Source organism: Pantoea sp. C1E2, from assembly GCF_056491465.1.
Map to the genome: position 1 here is coordinate 463,182 of NZ_JBSZHT010000002.1, position 13,689 is coordinate 476,870.

A 13,689-nucleotide genomic window follows, 5' to 3' on the forward strand; every position below is an offset into this window, starting at 1 on the left:
GTCATGCTGGAGAGCGACATTTCTGACCCCCCTTATTTTGCAAAACGGTGCTTATGGACGTTTCTGATCTGCTTAACGGCTTGAATGACAAACAGCGCGAGGCGGTCGCCGCACCGCGCAGCAATCTGCTGGTGCTGGCCGGGGCAGGCAGTGGCAAAACGCGCGTGCTGGTGCATCGCATTGCCTGGCTGCTGTCGGTAGAAAACTGCTCGCCTTATTCGATCATGGCGGTGACCTTTACCAACAAAGCAGCGGCAGAAATGCGCCATCGTATCGATCAGCTGATCGGCACTAGTCAGGGTGGTATGTGGATCGGCACCTTCCACGGACTGGCGCACCGTTTACTGCGCGCGCACCATCTTGACGCCAACCTGCCGCAGGATTTCCAGATTCTCGATAGCGACGATCAGCTACGCCTGCTTAAGCGCCTGATCAAAGCCATGAACCTTGATGAGAAGCAGTGGCCCGCTCGTCAGGGCATGTGGTACATCAACGGCAAAAAAGATGAAGGGCTGCGGCCAAAACACATCGAAAGCTACGGCAACCCGATTGAGCAAACCTGGCTGCGCATCTATCAGGCCTATCAGGAAGCGTGCGATCGTGCCGGGCTGGTGGATTTTGCCGAACTGCTGCTGCGCGCCCATGAGCTGTGGCTGAATAAGCCGCATATCCTGAATCACTACCGCGAGCGTTTCAGCAACGTGCTGGTGGACGAATTCCAGGATACGAACAACATCCAATATGCCTGGATTCGCATGCTGGCGGGTGATACCGGTCGCGTGATTATCGTCGGGGATGACGATCAGTCGATCTATGGCTGGCGCGGTGCGCAGGTGGAGAACATCCAGCGCTTCCTGCAGGATTTTCCTGGCGCAGAAACTATTCGTCTGGAGCAGAACTACCGCTCGACCAATAACATTCTGAAAGCCGCCAACACGCTGATCGCTAATAACAATGGCCGACTCGGTAAAGAGCTGTGGACCGATGGCAGCGACGGCGAAAAGATTTCCCTCTACTGCGCGTTTAACGAATTAGACGAATCACGCTTCGTGGTGAACCGCATCAAAACCTGGCATGAGAACGGCAACGCGTTACAGGATTGCGCCATTCTCTACCGCAGCAACGCCCAATCGCGCGTGCTGGAAGAAGCGTTGTTACAAGCCAGTATGCCGTACCGCATTTACGGTGGCATGCGTTTCTTCGAACGTCAGGAAATTAAAGATGCGCTGGCGTATCTGCGCCTGATGGCGAACCGCAATGATGATGCCGCGTTCGAACGCGTGGTGAACACACCGGTGCGCGGCGTCGGCGATCGCACATTGGATGTGGTACGTCAGACCGCGCGCGATCAGCAATTGACGCTGTGGCAAGCCACGCGTGAACTGCTGCAAAACAAAGCCCTGGCGGGACGTGCGGCTTCCGCGTTGCAACGTTTTTGCGAGCTGGTGGATTCACTGGCAACCGAAACCTCCGACATGCCTCTGCACGTACAAACCGATCGCGTAATCAAAGATTCCGGCTTGTGGATTATGTACGAGCAGGAAAAGGGCGAGAAAGGCCAGGCGCGTATCGAAAACTTAGAGGAGCTGGTGACGGCCACGCGCCAGTTCAGCTATCAGGACGAAGATGAAGATCTGATGCCGCTGCAGGCGTTTCTGTCGCATGCGGCGCTAGAAGCGGGTGAAGGCCAGGCCGACAAATGGCAGGATGCGGTGCAACTGATGACCATGCACTCGGCGAAAGGTCTTGAATTCACCCAGGTGTTTATCGTGGGTATGGAAGAGGGCATGTTCCCGAGCCAGATGTCGCTGGATGAAGGTGGCCGCCTGGAAGAAGAACGTCGTCTTGCCTACGTTGGCGTCACGCGCGCGATGGAGAAGCTCACGCTGACCTACGCCGAAACTCGCCGCCTTTATGGTAAAGAAGTGTATCACCGTCCATCGCGTTTCATTGGCGAATTGCCGGAAGAGTGCGTAGAGGAAGTGCGTCTGCGCGCCAGCGTCAGCCGCCCGGTGAGCCATCAACGCATGGGCACGCCGATCACGGAAAACGACAGTGGTTTCGCGCTGGGCCAGCGTGTACGCCATGCCAAATTCGGCGAAGGCACCATTATCAACCTCGAAGGCAGCGGTGAACACAGCCGCTTGCAGGTGGCGTTTCAGGGCCAGGGCATCAAGTGGCTGGTGGCGGCGTACGCGCGTCTGGAAACGGTGTAGCGCCGTTGCGTTACCTTGACGACTTTTTCGTCTCAGCGTAACATGCGCGCACTATTATCATGAGAGGACAATGCCTTGGACGCGCCCAGTCGATGCTGGCTCAACCGCCTGTTTAACAGGAATAACATCTAAGGCTACCTCAATACGCGGGTAGCCTTAGCGGTTATCAGCGACCTCCCTTTACACTCTCGTCGCACGAGTCAGCACTGATGTACCCTTGAAGCGAAAGTTTCCGCGTTCAGGCTTTGCCGTGCCCGTTTTGCCTTAGGCATCTCGGTGTACCGCCTTGTCCCATTAAGTCTGCAATGGGGAGTATTGCTATGCTGAGCGCCTTTAAACTCGAACGTGATCGCTTGACGCGTATCGAGCTGGAAGACAATAACGACACACTGAACACTTCGGTATGGGTCGATCTTATCGAGCCCGACGACAGTGAGCGTGATCGTGTGCAAACCGAGCTGGGCCAAAGCCTGGCGACGCGTCCGGAGCTGGAAGATATCGAGGCCTCTGCACGTTTCTTCGAAGATGAAGATGGCCTGCACATTCACTCCTTCTTCTTCTTTGAAGATGCGGAAGATCACGCTGGCAACTCCACCGTGGCGTTCACCATTCGCGAAGATCGCCTGTATACGCTGCGCGAACGTGAGCTGCCGGCTTTCCGTCTGTATCGCATGCGTGCCCGTAACCAGACGCTGACCGATGGTAACGCCTACGAACTGCTGCTCGACCTGTTTGAGACTAAAATCGAACAGCTGGCGGATGAGATCGAGAACATCTACAGCGCGCTGGAAAAACTCAGCCGCGTGATCATGGAAGGCCAGCAGGGTGAAGAGTACGATCAGGCGCTATCGCGTCTGGCTGAGCTGGAAGATATCGGCTGGAAAGTGCGCCTGTGTCTGATGGATACCCAGCGTGCGCTGAACTTCCTGGTGCGTAAAGCGCGCTTGCCGGGCAATCAGCTGGAGCAGGCGCGTGAAATCCTGCGCGATATCGAATCCCTGCTGCCGCATAACGAATCGCTGTTCCAGAAGGTGAACTTCCTGATGCAGGCGGCGATGGGCTTTATCAACATCGAGCAGAACCGCATCATCAAAATCTTCTCGGTGGTATCGGTGGTGTTCCTGCCGCCCACGCTGGTGGCATCCAGTTACGGGATGAACTTTGAGTTTATGCCGGAGCTGAAGTGGAGCTTCGGTTATCCTGGCGCGATCTCTCTGATGATCCTCGCCGGTTTAGCGCCGTACCTCTACTTCAAACGTAAAAACTGGTTGTAACCATTTTGGGGCCGCGTTTGCGGCCCTTTAAACTGGCGCTGCTACATAATTCTGCGTAGGCTGTTGTCACTTCTCACTTTCTGATTTCCACCCTATGGCGCGTTTCTCCTTGCGACAGCAGTGGACCGTTCTGCTGATTGCTTCGTTAGTACTGGGGATTATCCTCCAGCTGTTTCACCTTCCCGCTGCACTGTTATTAGGGCCGATGATTGTCGGTACCGTGATGGGCCTGTCTGGTGCCACCGTGCGCATCGATAAGCGTTTTTTCGTGCTGGCACAGGCGGTATTGGGCTGCATGATCGGCCAAACGCTTTCCCCTGCCATCCTTTCGCCGCTGCTTAATGACTGGCCGGTGGTGTTAGCCGTGCTGGTGCTGACGCTGGCGGCCAGCGGCCTATCGGGGTTTTTGCTGGTACGCTTCAGTAACCTGCCGGGGCCAACGGGCGCATGGGGATCGTCGCCAGGCGGCGCGTCTGCGATGGTGGCAATGGCCGGTGACTTCGGGGCGGATGTGCGCTTAGTGGCGTTTATGCAGTATTTGCGTGTGCTGTTTGTGGCCACCGCAGCGGCAGTGGTGGCACGTATTGGCCTTGGCACCAACGGTGGTGCCGTAGAGCTGGTATGGTTCCCTGCCTTACAAAGTAGCTTCATCCTGACATTAGTGGTGATGTTTGCCGGTGCGTGGCTGGGTCAAAAACTGCGTATCCCTTCGGGTGCGCTACTGCTGCCTGCTCTGATTGGCGCCACGCTGCACGGCACCGATGTCGCCACTTTGCAGGTGCCGGAATGGTTGCTGGCGCTGGCTTATGCGTTGATTGGCTGGAGCGTGGGTTTGCGCTTCACGCGTCCCATCTTCCTGCTGGCATTGCGTACTCTGCCGCAAATGCTGGTGTCGATTTTTGGGTTGATGCTGCTGTGTGGTGGATTGGCGTGGATGCTGACGCAGGTGCTGCACGTGGATCTCATGACGGCGTATCTGGCAACCAGCCCAGGCGGGCTGGATACTGTGGCGATTATTGCGGCGGGCAGCCGGGTCGATATCGCATTTGTGATGGCGTTGCAGACGTTACGCCTGTTCACCATCCTGCTGACCGGCCCAGCTATCGCGCGCTTTATCTCACGCTACGCGCACGCGGGTGCGAGCTGAGAACGCGACGGCATCAACGATAAATACGGCGAGTGCCAGCCAGATAAAGCCGAAGGTGACCATCTTGTCTGGCGTCAGGCTCTCGCCGTAGAACACCACCGCCAGCAGGAACATCAACGTCGGGCCGATGTACTGGAAGAAACCCACGGTCGACAGGCGCAGACGCGTGCAGGCGGCAGCAAACAGCATCAGCGGAATGGTAGTGACGATGCCCGCCGCGATCAGCTTCAGATTGAGGCTCATTGGATTGGCGCTGAGGTGGCTGGTGGCGCTGTCAGCAAAGCCAAACAAGTAGATGGCCGCCAGCGGGAATAACCACGCGGTTTCGATCAGCATGCCGCTCTGCGCATCCACCTGAATTTTCTTTCTCAGCAAACCATAGACGGCAAAACTCAGCGCCAGTCCCAGCCCAATGATCGGTAGCGATCCAAACTGCCATAGCTGCACCAGCACACCAATAGTCGCCAGCATCACCGCCACCCACTGCAAGCGACGGAAGCGCTCGCGCAGGAACAGCATGCCAAACACCACGTTAATCAGCGGGTTAATAAAGTAGCCGAGGCTGGCTTCCAGCATGTGCTGATTATTCACCGCCCAGATAAACAGCAGCCAGTTGCCGCCAATGGTGACCGCGGTGACGGCCAGCAGCAGCACTTTCTTCGGTTGAGCCAGCACTGTGCGCACCTGCTTCCAGCTGCGGCTCAGGGTAATCAGCACCAGCATAAACAGTGCCGACCAAATCACGCGATGCGTCATGATTTCCGTGGGTGGCACTTCTTTCACCAGCTTGAAGTAAGCTGGCGCAATGCCCCAGATAAAATAAGCGCCGAGCGCGAAGCCCACACCCTGACGCGTTTGTTGCGTTTCCATCATGGTTTCCAGATACGTAATTTAACCAATCAAATAAGTAGCGGTGGCGGTGGCGATGTAATCACCCTGCTGATTGTGCAACTCGACGCGCGCTACCGCGACCTTGTTGCCTGCCCGCAGCAGGCTGCTGGTGGCGACAAAGCGTTCGCCACGCCCGGGGCGCAGATAGTCAACGCGCATATCGATAGTGCCCATGCGCGACAGACGCTGACGCAACTCCTCTTCGCTGATGCTCTCCTGACGCGACAACGCATGGCTGACGCACACCAGCCCGGCGGCGACATCCAGCACCGAGGCAATCACGCCACCGTGCAAAATATGCTGGGCGGCATTACCCACCAGCATGGTTTTGTTGGCAAAGCCCAGCTCGGCGTAATCGGCTTCGAGGCGATCCAGCTCCAAGCCCAGCGCCTGATTGAACGGCATATGATAGACAAAGATTTCGCCAATCAGACGGCGAGCTTCCTGCTGTGACAGCAACGGGGATGACATGTTTTCTGCCTTAAGATGTTAAAGAGTTGTGTATATTATGCCGCGTTCGCGCTGCTTTCCAGTTTCAGCAATCGGCACTGATCAACCTGTCTCTTTGCGTGTAGAATGGCGTGCTTTTTGAACATGGGCCTAATAATGACAACACGCAGTTCCCTGGAGAATGTTATGCGTAAGCTATACGCGTTGCTGGTTGCAGCTTTGATGATACCTGCACTGGCACAGGCTGATGAAGCCACCATAAAAGAGGTGCATGACGCCCCGGCAGTCAAGGGCAGCATTATTGCTAACCTATTGGAGAAACACGATAACCCGTTCGTGCTTTATCCTTACGAAAACAACTATTTGCTCTACACCTACACCAGTGACATGAACAAAGAGGCGATCTCTTCGTACAACTGGGCTGACAAAGCAAAAAATGATGAAGTAAAATTCCAGCTCAGCCTGGCGTTCCCGCTGTGGCGTGGCATTCTGGGTGATAACTCGGTACTGGCCGCGTCCTATACGCAACGCTCGTGGTGGCAGCTCTCTAACCGTGGAGCCTCATCGCCGTTCCGTGAAACCAACTATGAACCGCAGATTTTCCTCGGCTGGGCAACGGATTACACCTTTGCGGGTTGGACACTGCGCGACATTGAAACCGGTCTGAACCACGAGTCAAATGGCCGCAGCGATCCGACTTCACGCAGCTGGAACCGCGTTTATGCACGCCTGATGGCGCAGAACGGTAACTTCCTCGCGGAAATCAAACCCTGGTATCGCATTCCAGAAAATGAAAATAATGATGATAACCCCGACATCACCAAGTACATGGGCTACTATCGCGCCAAGCTTGGTTATGAAGTGGGCGAGAGCATTTTCAGCGTGGAAGGCAACTACAACTGGAACAGCGGCTTTGGTGGCGCGACATTTGCCTGGAGCTATCCTATCTCTGAGCATGTGCGCTTTTACACCCAGCTGTTCAGCGGGTATGGTGAATCGCTTATCGACTATAACCACCGCCAGACCCGTTTTGGCGTGGGCGTAACACTTAACGATCTGTTCTAACCAGTCAGAAAAACAGGATTACCGTGGCAACATCGGCAGTGCTTAATCAGGAAATGCTGGCGCAGCAGGTATTACAAGATACCTTCGGCTACCAGCAGTTTCGTCCCGGTCAGCAAACCATCATCGAAACCGCGCTCGCAGGGCGTGATTGTCTGGTGGTGATGCCGACCGGCGGCGGGAAATCGCTGTGCTATCAAATCCCGGCGCTGGTGCGCGAAGGGCTGACGCTGGTGGTTTCACCGCTGATATCACTGATGAAAGATCAGGTCGATCAACTGCTGGCTAACGGCGTGGCAGCGGCGTGCCTCAACTCGACGCAGACGCGTGAGCAGCAGCAGCAGGTGTTTGCAGATTGTCGTACCGGCAAGCTGAAGCTGCTGTATATCGCGCCTGAACGCCTGATGATGGATAACTTCCTCGACAGCCTGCGCCAGTGGAATCCGGTGATGCTGGCGGTGGATGAAGCGCACTGCATCTCGCAATGGGGCCATGATTTCCGCCCGGAATATGGCTCGATTGGCCAGCTTCGTCAGCACTTCCCGGAATTGCCAGTGATGGCGCTGACCGCCACCGCTGATGAAACCACGCGTAATGACATCGCCCATCTGTTACAGATGGACGATCCGCTGATTCAAATCAGCAGCTTTGACCGCCCCAACATCCGTTACACGCTGGTGGAGAAATTTAAACCCACCGATCAGCTGTTGCGCTATGTGCAGGAGCAGCGCGGTAAAAGCGGCATCATTTACTGTAACAGCCGTGCCAAAGTGGAAGACACTGCCGCGCGTCTGCAAAGCCGTGGGCTGAGTGTTGGCGCCTATCACGCCGGTATTGAGAGTGGCCAGCGTGCGCACGTGCAGGAAGCCTTCCAGCGCGATGACTTGCAAATTGTGGTCGCCACCGTCGCGTTTGGTATGGGCATTAACAAACCTAACGTGCGTTTCGTGGTGCACTTCGACATTCCACGCAATATCGAATCCTACTATCAGGAAACCGGTCGCGCGGGGCGTGATGGCCTGCCGGCAGAAGCAATGATGCTGTACGATCCGGCGGATATGGCATGGCTACGTAAGTGTCTGGAAGAAAAAGCGCCCGGCCCATTGCAGGATATTGAGCGCCATAAACTCAACGCCATGGGTGCTTTTGCTGAAGCGCAAACCTGCCGTCGTTTGGTGCTGCTCAACTACTTTGGTGAAGGGCGCCAGCAGCAGTGCGGTAACTGCGATATTTGTCTCGATCCCCCGCGTCGTTACGATGGATTGGTGGAGGCGCAGAAGGCGCTTTCCAGCATCTATCGTACCGGTCAGCGCTTTGGCATGGGCTATATTGTCGACGTGCTGCGTGGTTCCACCAACCATCGCATCCGTGATAACGGGCACGACAAACTGCCGGTGTACGGCATTGGTCGTGAGCAGAGCCAGGAGCATTGGGTCAGCGTGTTGCGTCAGCTGATTCATCTCGGCATGGTGACGCAAAATATTGCCATGCACTCCGCCTTACAGCTGACCGAAGCGGCACGTCCAGTGCTGCGCGCCGAAGTGCCTTTGATGTTGGCAGTACCACGTATTGTCACGGTGAAAAGCCGTAGCAGTTCGCCGAAGGTGCACAGTGGCAATTACGATCGCACGCTGTTTGGCAAGCTGCGTAAGTTGCGTAAGGCGATTGCCGACGAATCCAACATTCCGCCGTACGTGGTATTTAACGATGCCACGTTGATTGAGATGGCGGAGCAAATGCCGATTACCGCGTCAGAAATGCTGAGCGTGAACGGTGTCGGTCATCGCAAACTGGAACGTTTTGGTAAACCATTCCTGGTGATGATCAAAGAACATGTCGATGAAGAATAAAGGAAAGAAACCATGTTGATGTTATTCGCCACCGTCGCGCTGGTGCATTTGGTTGCGCTGATGAGTCCAGGCCCGGACTTCTTCTTTGTGTCGCAAACAGCGGCCAGCCGTTCACGTAAAGAGGCGATGATGGGTGTCTTTGGCATCACGCTGGGGATCGTGATTTGGGCGGGCGTCGCGCTGATGGGCCTGCATCTGATCCTGCAAAAAATGGCCTGGTTGCATGAGATCATCATGGTCGGCGGCGGACTGTATCTGCTGTGGATGGGCTGGCAGCTATTGCGCTCGGCGCGTCAGCAGCACAAAGCCCCGCAGGTTGCTGCACCGGAGGTTGAACTGCCAAAGAAAGGCATGAGCTTCCTGAAAGGTTTTCTGACCAACCTGTCGAATCCAAAAGCCATTATTTACTTCGGTAGCGTGTTCTCGCTGTTTGTGGGTAATGACGTGGGTGCGATGGAGCGTTGGGGCCTGTTTCTGCTGATTATCGGCGAGACCTTTGCCTGGTTCACGCTGGTCGCGGCGATTTTTGCACTGCCGTGGATGCGTGATAAGTATCAGCGTATGGCGAAATGGGTTGATGGGATGGCGGGCGTACTGTTTGCTGGATTCGGCATCCACCTGATTATCTCGCGTTAACAATCCGGTCGCCATAAATGGCGACCCTTCCACGCCGCAGGGTGCGCATTTCTGCGCACCTGGCGCAAATCACGCGATTTTGCGCGCACTCGCCAGTAGTGCACCGACTGCCATAAACAGTCCACCAAACGTGCGGTTCATCAGCTTCATCTGCTTTGGCCCTTTAATCCAGCCTGCAATACGTGTTGCCAGCGTGGCGTAACCAATCATCACGATAATATCGACCACGATGGTGGTGACACCGAGCACCAGGTACTGCATTAGCTGCGGCTGATGTGGCTGAATAAACTGCGGGAACAGCGCGGCGAGGAATACGATACTTTTCGGGTTGGTGAGGTTCACGAGTATGGCGCGTTTAAACAAACGACGACGCGGCATCGCTTTCGCCACGGCATCCAAATCAATACCGCCCGCAGCACGCCACTGCTGAATGCCCAGCCACACCAGATAGGCGGCACCTGCCCATTTCAGCACTTCAAACGCCAGAAGCGATTGTGAAAACAGTGCGCCAAGACCGGCACCCACCAACACAATGTGAATCGCCAGGCCAAGTTGTAAGCCAGTGATAGAGGCTGCCGCGCCGCGATAGCCATGGCTAATGCCAGTGCTCATGGTGTTGATGGCACCGGAACCGGGTGAAAGGCTGAGGATAGTTGTGGTCAACAGGTAGGTTAACCACCATTCAATGGTCATGCGTGACATTCCCTGAAGTGAACGAAGTGTGACACAATACGCCAGAATATCGCGGTGCGCTATGGCGTACAGATGCGCGATGGGGCTTTTTTTCAGGGGGACAGATGCAGCATCACAAACAGCGTTGGCTTGGGCGAGAGAGAGGCTTTTCAGCCTTTGCCACCGGTCCGCTGCTCGACTTCTGGCGTCGTCGTGAAGAGTGCGAATTCACCGGCGTAGGTAACCTGAAGATTCGCTATGTTCGTTTCACCTCACCGCAACATCGCCGTGTCATCCTGATTGTTCCTGGCCGCATCGAAAGCTATATCAAATACCCTGAACTGGCTTACGATCTGTTCCACTGCGGTTATGACGTGGTGATTATTGACCATCGCGGGCAGGGCCGCTCCGATCGCTTGCTGGCCGATTCGCATCGCGGCCATGTGGTCGAGTTCAGCCACTACGTTGACGATTTAGAAACGCTGTATCTGAAAGAGATCGTCAGTAACCATTATCAGCAGCGCTACGTGCTGGCGCATTCGATGGGCGGTGCGATTTTAGCGCTGTTTCTGGCGCGTCAGCCGCAGGCGTTCCATGCCGCGGTGTTTTCGGCACCGATGTTCGGCATCGTGCTGCCGTTGCCTGACTGGATGGCGCACCCGATTTTGGACTGGGCGGAAAAACTGCCGGCGATACGCGAACGCTATGCCCTTGGCACCGGCCGCTGGCGCGCCAGTCCGTTTGGTATTAATCGCCTGACGCACAGCCGGGAACGCTATCGGCGCAACCTGCGTTTTTACGCGGACGATCCGGGGCTGCGCGTTGGTGGCCCGACTTATCACTGGGTGCGTGAAGGCGTGTATGCCGGGCGCAGCATCATTAGCCAGGCGGCGAAAATCACCACGCCATCACTGGTTTTGCAGGCCAGTGAAGACGATGTGGTAGACAACCGCTCGCAAGATATTTTTTGCACGGCGATGGCCGACGCGGGACATCCCTGCGAAGGCACCGTGCCGTATGTGATTCAAGGCGCGCGTCACGAGATTTTGTTTGAAACAGACGCCATGCGCGCTGAAGCGCTCAACCTGGTGGTCGATTTTTTCGAGCGCCACGTTTAACTCATTTTCCGATATCAATACCAGAGGTTTACATGTACCACATCGTCGCATCCGACCTGGATGGCACGCTGCTCTCACCGGAACACCGACTGACACCTTTTGCCCGTACCACGCTGCAGGAACTGGTGGCGCAAGATGTCCACTTCGTTTTCGCCACCGGCCGTCACTATATCGACGTGGGCCAGATGCGCGACAACCTCGGCATTCCGGCGTACATGATCACCTCCAACGGTGCCCGCGTGCACAATGCAGAGGGTGAACTGGTGTTCAGCCATAACCTCGACGCCGATATCGCCAGCGAGCTTTACGGTCTGCAGTACCACGATGAACATATCCTGACGCACGTGTATCGCGACGACGAGTGGTTTATGAGCCGCCACCGACCGGAGGAGCAGGACTACTTCCGCGAGTCGGTGTTTAACTATCAGGTCTACCAGCCGGGCATGCTGGAAACCGATGGTATCAGCAAGGTGTTCTTCACCTGCGACGATCCTGAGCGTCTGGCGCCGCTGGAGCTGGCGATCGAAGCGCGCTGGGGCGATCGTGTGAATGTTAGTTTCTCACTGCCAACCTGTCTGGAAGTGATGGCGGGTGGCGTATCAAAAGGTCACGCGCTGGAAGCGGTATCGAAGCAGCTTGGCTTCTCACTGAAAGAGTGCATCGCTTTTGGGGATGGCATGAATGATGTGGAAATGCTGAGCATGGCTGGTAAAGGCTGCATCATGCGTAATGGGCAGCAGCGTCTGAAAGATACCTTGCCGACGCTCGAAGTAATTGGCAGCAACGCTGAAGACGCGGTGCCGCATACGCTGCGTAAGCTGTTCCTTGCTTAAAAAAATGGGCCGGTTAATCCGGCCCATTTTTGTTATGCCATCTGTTTCTTGTGCTTATGCTCGCTGACCATCGTGAGCAGCAACAGAATCACCGCCAACACCGATCCAGCAATCATCACCATGAAACCGCCATCCCAGCCGAAGTAGTCCACTGTGTAACCGACAATCGCACTGGCGGCGACGGAACCGCCGAGATAGCCAAACAAACCGGTAAAGCCCGCTGCGGTGCCCGCGGCTTTTTTCGGTGCCAGTTCAAGCGCATGCAGACCAATCAGCATCACCGGGCCGTAAATCAGAAAGCCGATGACAATCATGCACAGCATATCGATGCCTGGATTACCTGGCGGGTTAAGCCAGTACACCACCGTAGCGATGGTCACCAGCGTCATAAAGAACACGCCGGTGGCGCCACGATTGCCTCTGAACACCTTGTCCGACATCCAGCCGCACAGCAGGGTGCCGGGAATGCCCGCATATTCGTAGAAGAAATAAGCCCACGAAGATTTATCCAGCGTGAAATGCTTCACCTCTTTCAGGTAGGTCGGTGACCAGTCGAGAATGCCGTAGCGCAGCAGGTAAACGAACACGTTGGCCAGAGCGATATACCACAGCAGCTTATTAGGCAGGATGTACTGCATGAAGATCTGCTTTGCCGTCAGTTCCTCTTCATGATTCTCGCTGTAATCCGGCGGGTAGTCGTTTTTGTACGCTTCAATCGGCGGCAGGCCACAGGATTGGGGGGTGTCACGCATCAGCGCAAACGCAATGATAGCGATGAAGATGGCACCGAACGCCGGCATATACAGCGCAGCTTTCCAGTCGTTAAACCACGCCATGCCCAGCAGGAACAGCAGGGGCGGAATACCGCCGCCGACGTTATGCGCGCAGTTCCATACCGAGACAATCCCGCCACGCTCCTTCTGCGACCACCAGTGCACCATAGTGCGACCGCACGGTGGCCAGCCCATGCCCTGGAACCAACCACACAGGAATAGCAGCACAAACATCACCATGATGCTGGAGGTGGCCCAGGGTACAAAGCCCATAAAGAGCATCACCGCGGCGGCCAGAATCAGTCCGGCAGGTAAAAACACGCGTGGATTTGAGCGGTCGGAGACGGAACCCATGATGAACTTGGAGAAACCGTAAGCGATGGATATCCCAGACAGCGCAAAACCGAGATCGCCACGCGAGAAGCCCTGTTCGACTAAATAGGGCATCGCCAGCGCAAAGTTTTTACGGACCAGGTAATAGGCGGCATAACCAAAGAAAATGCCGATGAAGATTTGCCAGCGCAGCCGACGATAAAGTGGATCGACACGATCGTCAGCGACTTGCGGCTGATGCGGTGCCGGTTTGAAGATACTCAACATGGATGCGGCCCTCCAGGGCGCAATATAGTTATGAATTCCCAGCAGGATGGGTCAAACGCCAACTGGCGCTAAAACAGACAGCAAAGTTCCATTTCGCGCAAAGGATAGTGATGGTTACGCCACGTTACTGTGATGTGTGACACAATTGTTACAGTTTGATGACATTT

At 55.7% G+C, this 13,689-nt stretch carries 12 protein-coding genes; 8 read left to right on the forward strand and 4 right to left on the reverse strand.

All coding sequences use genetic code 11. The features are described 5' to 3' along the window. The first annotated feature begins 53 nt into the window (after nt 1-53). The 3 genes from uvrD to ACXI0A_RS02400 all read left to right on the forward strand — a co-directional run bounded on the left by uvrD (nt 54) and on the right by ACXI0A_RS02400 (nt 4,637). On the forward strand, nt 54-2,216 hold the full coding sequence (gene uvrD / locus ACXI0A_RS02390; protein ID WP_224933792.1) for a DNA helicase II: 2,163 nt from the start codon (nt 54-56) through the stop codon (nt 2,214-2,216). A 320-nt stretch (nt 2,217-2,536) separates the two neighbouring features. Next, nucleotides 2,537-3,490: a magnesium/cobalt transporter CorA gene (gene corA / locus ACXI0A_RS02395; protein ID WP_100701463.1), complete on the forward strand. Its 954-nt coding sequence runs from the start codon at nt 2,537-2,539 to the stop codon at nt 3,488-3,490. A gap of 94 nt (nt 3,491-3,584) precedes the next feature. Beyond that, on the forward strand, nt 3,585-4,637 hold the full coding sequence (locus ACXI0A_RS02400; RefSeq protein ID WP_476150545.1) for an AbrB family transcriptional regulator: 1,053 nt from the start codon (nt 3,585-3,587) through the stop codon (nt 4,635-4,637). Here ACXI0A_RS02400 and rarD read toward each other — a convergent pair. Continuing rightward, nucleotides 4,608-5,507: an EamA family transporter RarD gene (rarD, locus tag ACXI0A_RS02405; RefSeq protein ID WP_224933794.1), complete on the reverse strand. Its 900-nt coding sequence runs from the start codon at nt 5,505-5,507 to the stop codon at nt 4,608-4,610. The genes ACXI0A_RS02400 and rarD overlap by 30 nt on opposite strands. A 21-nt stretch (nt 5,508-5,528) precedes the next feature. Further along, the gene (locus ACXI0A_RS02410) at nt 5,529-5,999 is read right to left on the reverse strand and encodes a thioesterase family protein (protein WP_224933795.1); all 471 of its coding nucleotides are present in this window, start codon (nt 5,997-5,999) and stop codon (nt 5,529-5,531) included. A gap of 165 nt (nt 6,000-6,164) precedes the next feature. Here ACXI0A_RS02410 and pldA point away from each other — a divergent pair, with 165 nt between their 5' ends. The 3 genes from pldA to rhtC are packed head-to-tail and all read left to right on the forward strand — an operon-like array spanning nt 6,165 to nt 9,526. After that, entirely contained in the window at nt 6,165-7,043 is an 879-nt protein-coding gene (pldA, locus tag ACXI0A_RS02415) for a phospholipase A (RefSeq protein ID WP_224933796.1), read from the forward strand. Nucleotides 7,044-7,066: 23 nt separating this feature from the next. Then, nucleotides 7,067-8,890 (forward strand): ATP-dependent DNA helicase RecQ, encoded by a 1,824-nt coding sequence (recQ, locus tag ACXI0A_RS02420; protein ID WP_100701458.1) that lies wholly within the window; start codon nt 7,067-7,069, stop codon nt 8,888-8,890. A gap of 12 nt (nt 8,891-8,902) precedes the next feature. Next, complete coding sequence (rhtC, locus tag ACXI0A_RS02425; protein ID WP_476150542.1) at nt 8,903-9,526, forward strand: threonine export protein RhtC; 624 nt, start codon at nt 8,903-8,905, stop codon at nt 9,524-9,526. 69 nt (nt 9,527-9,595) lie between these two features. On the opposite strand, the gene rhtB is transcribed toward rhtC, so the two are convergent. Continuing rightward, entirely contained in the window at nt 9,596-10,219 is a 624-nt protein-coding gene (rhtB, locus tag ACXI0A_RS02430; RefSeq protein WP_476150541.1) for a homoserine/homoserine lactone efflux protein, read from the reverse strand. A gap of 104 nt (nt 10,220-10,323) precedes the next feature. Between rhtB and pldB the strand changes: the two genes are divergently transcribed. Both pldB and yigL read left to right on the forward strand, forming a co-directional pair. After that, on the forward strand, nt 10,324-11,316 hold the full coding sequence (gene pldB, locus ACXI0A_RS02435) for a lysophospholipase L2 (RefSeq protein WP_224933799.1): 993 nt from the start codon (nt 10,324-10,326) through the stop codon (nt 11,314-11,316). Nucleotides 11,317-11,348: 32 nt separating this feature from the next. Beyond that, a complete protein-coding gene (gene yigL / locus ACXI0A_RS02440; protein WP_224933800.1) occupies nt 11,349-12,149 on the forward strand; it encodes a sugar/pyridoxal phosphate phosphatase YigL in 801 nt (266 codons plus the stop codon). Between the two features lie 32 nt (nt 12,150-12,181). On the opposite strand, the gene glpT is transcribed toward yigL, so the two are convergent. After that, complete coding sequence (gene glpT, locus ACXI0A_RS02445; protein ID WP_224933801.1) at nt 12,182-13,522, reverse strand: glycerol-3-phosphate transporter; 1,341 nt, start codon at nt 13,520-13,522, stop codon at nt 12,182-12,184. Nucleotides 13,523-13,689 lie beyond the last annotated feature (167 nt).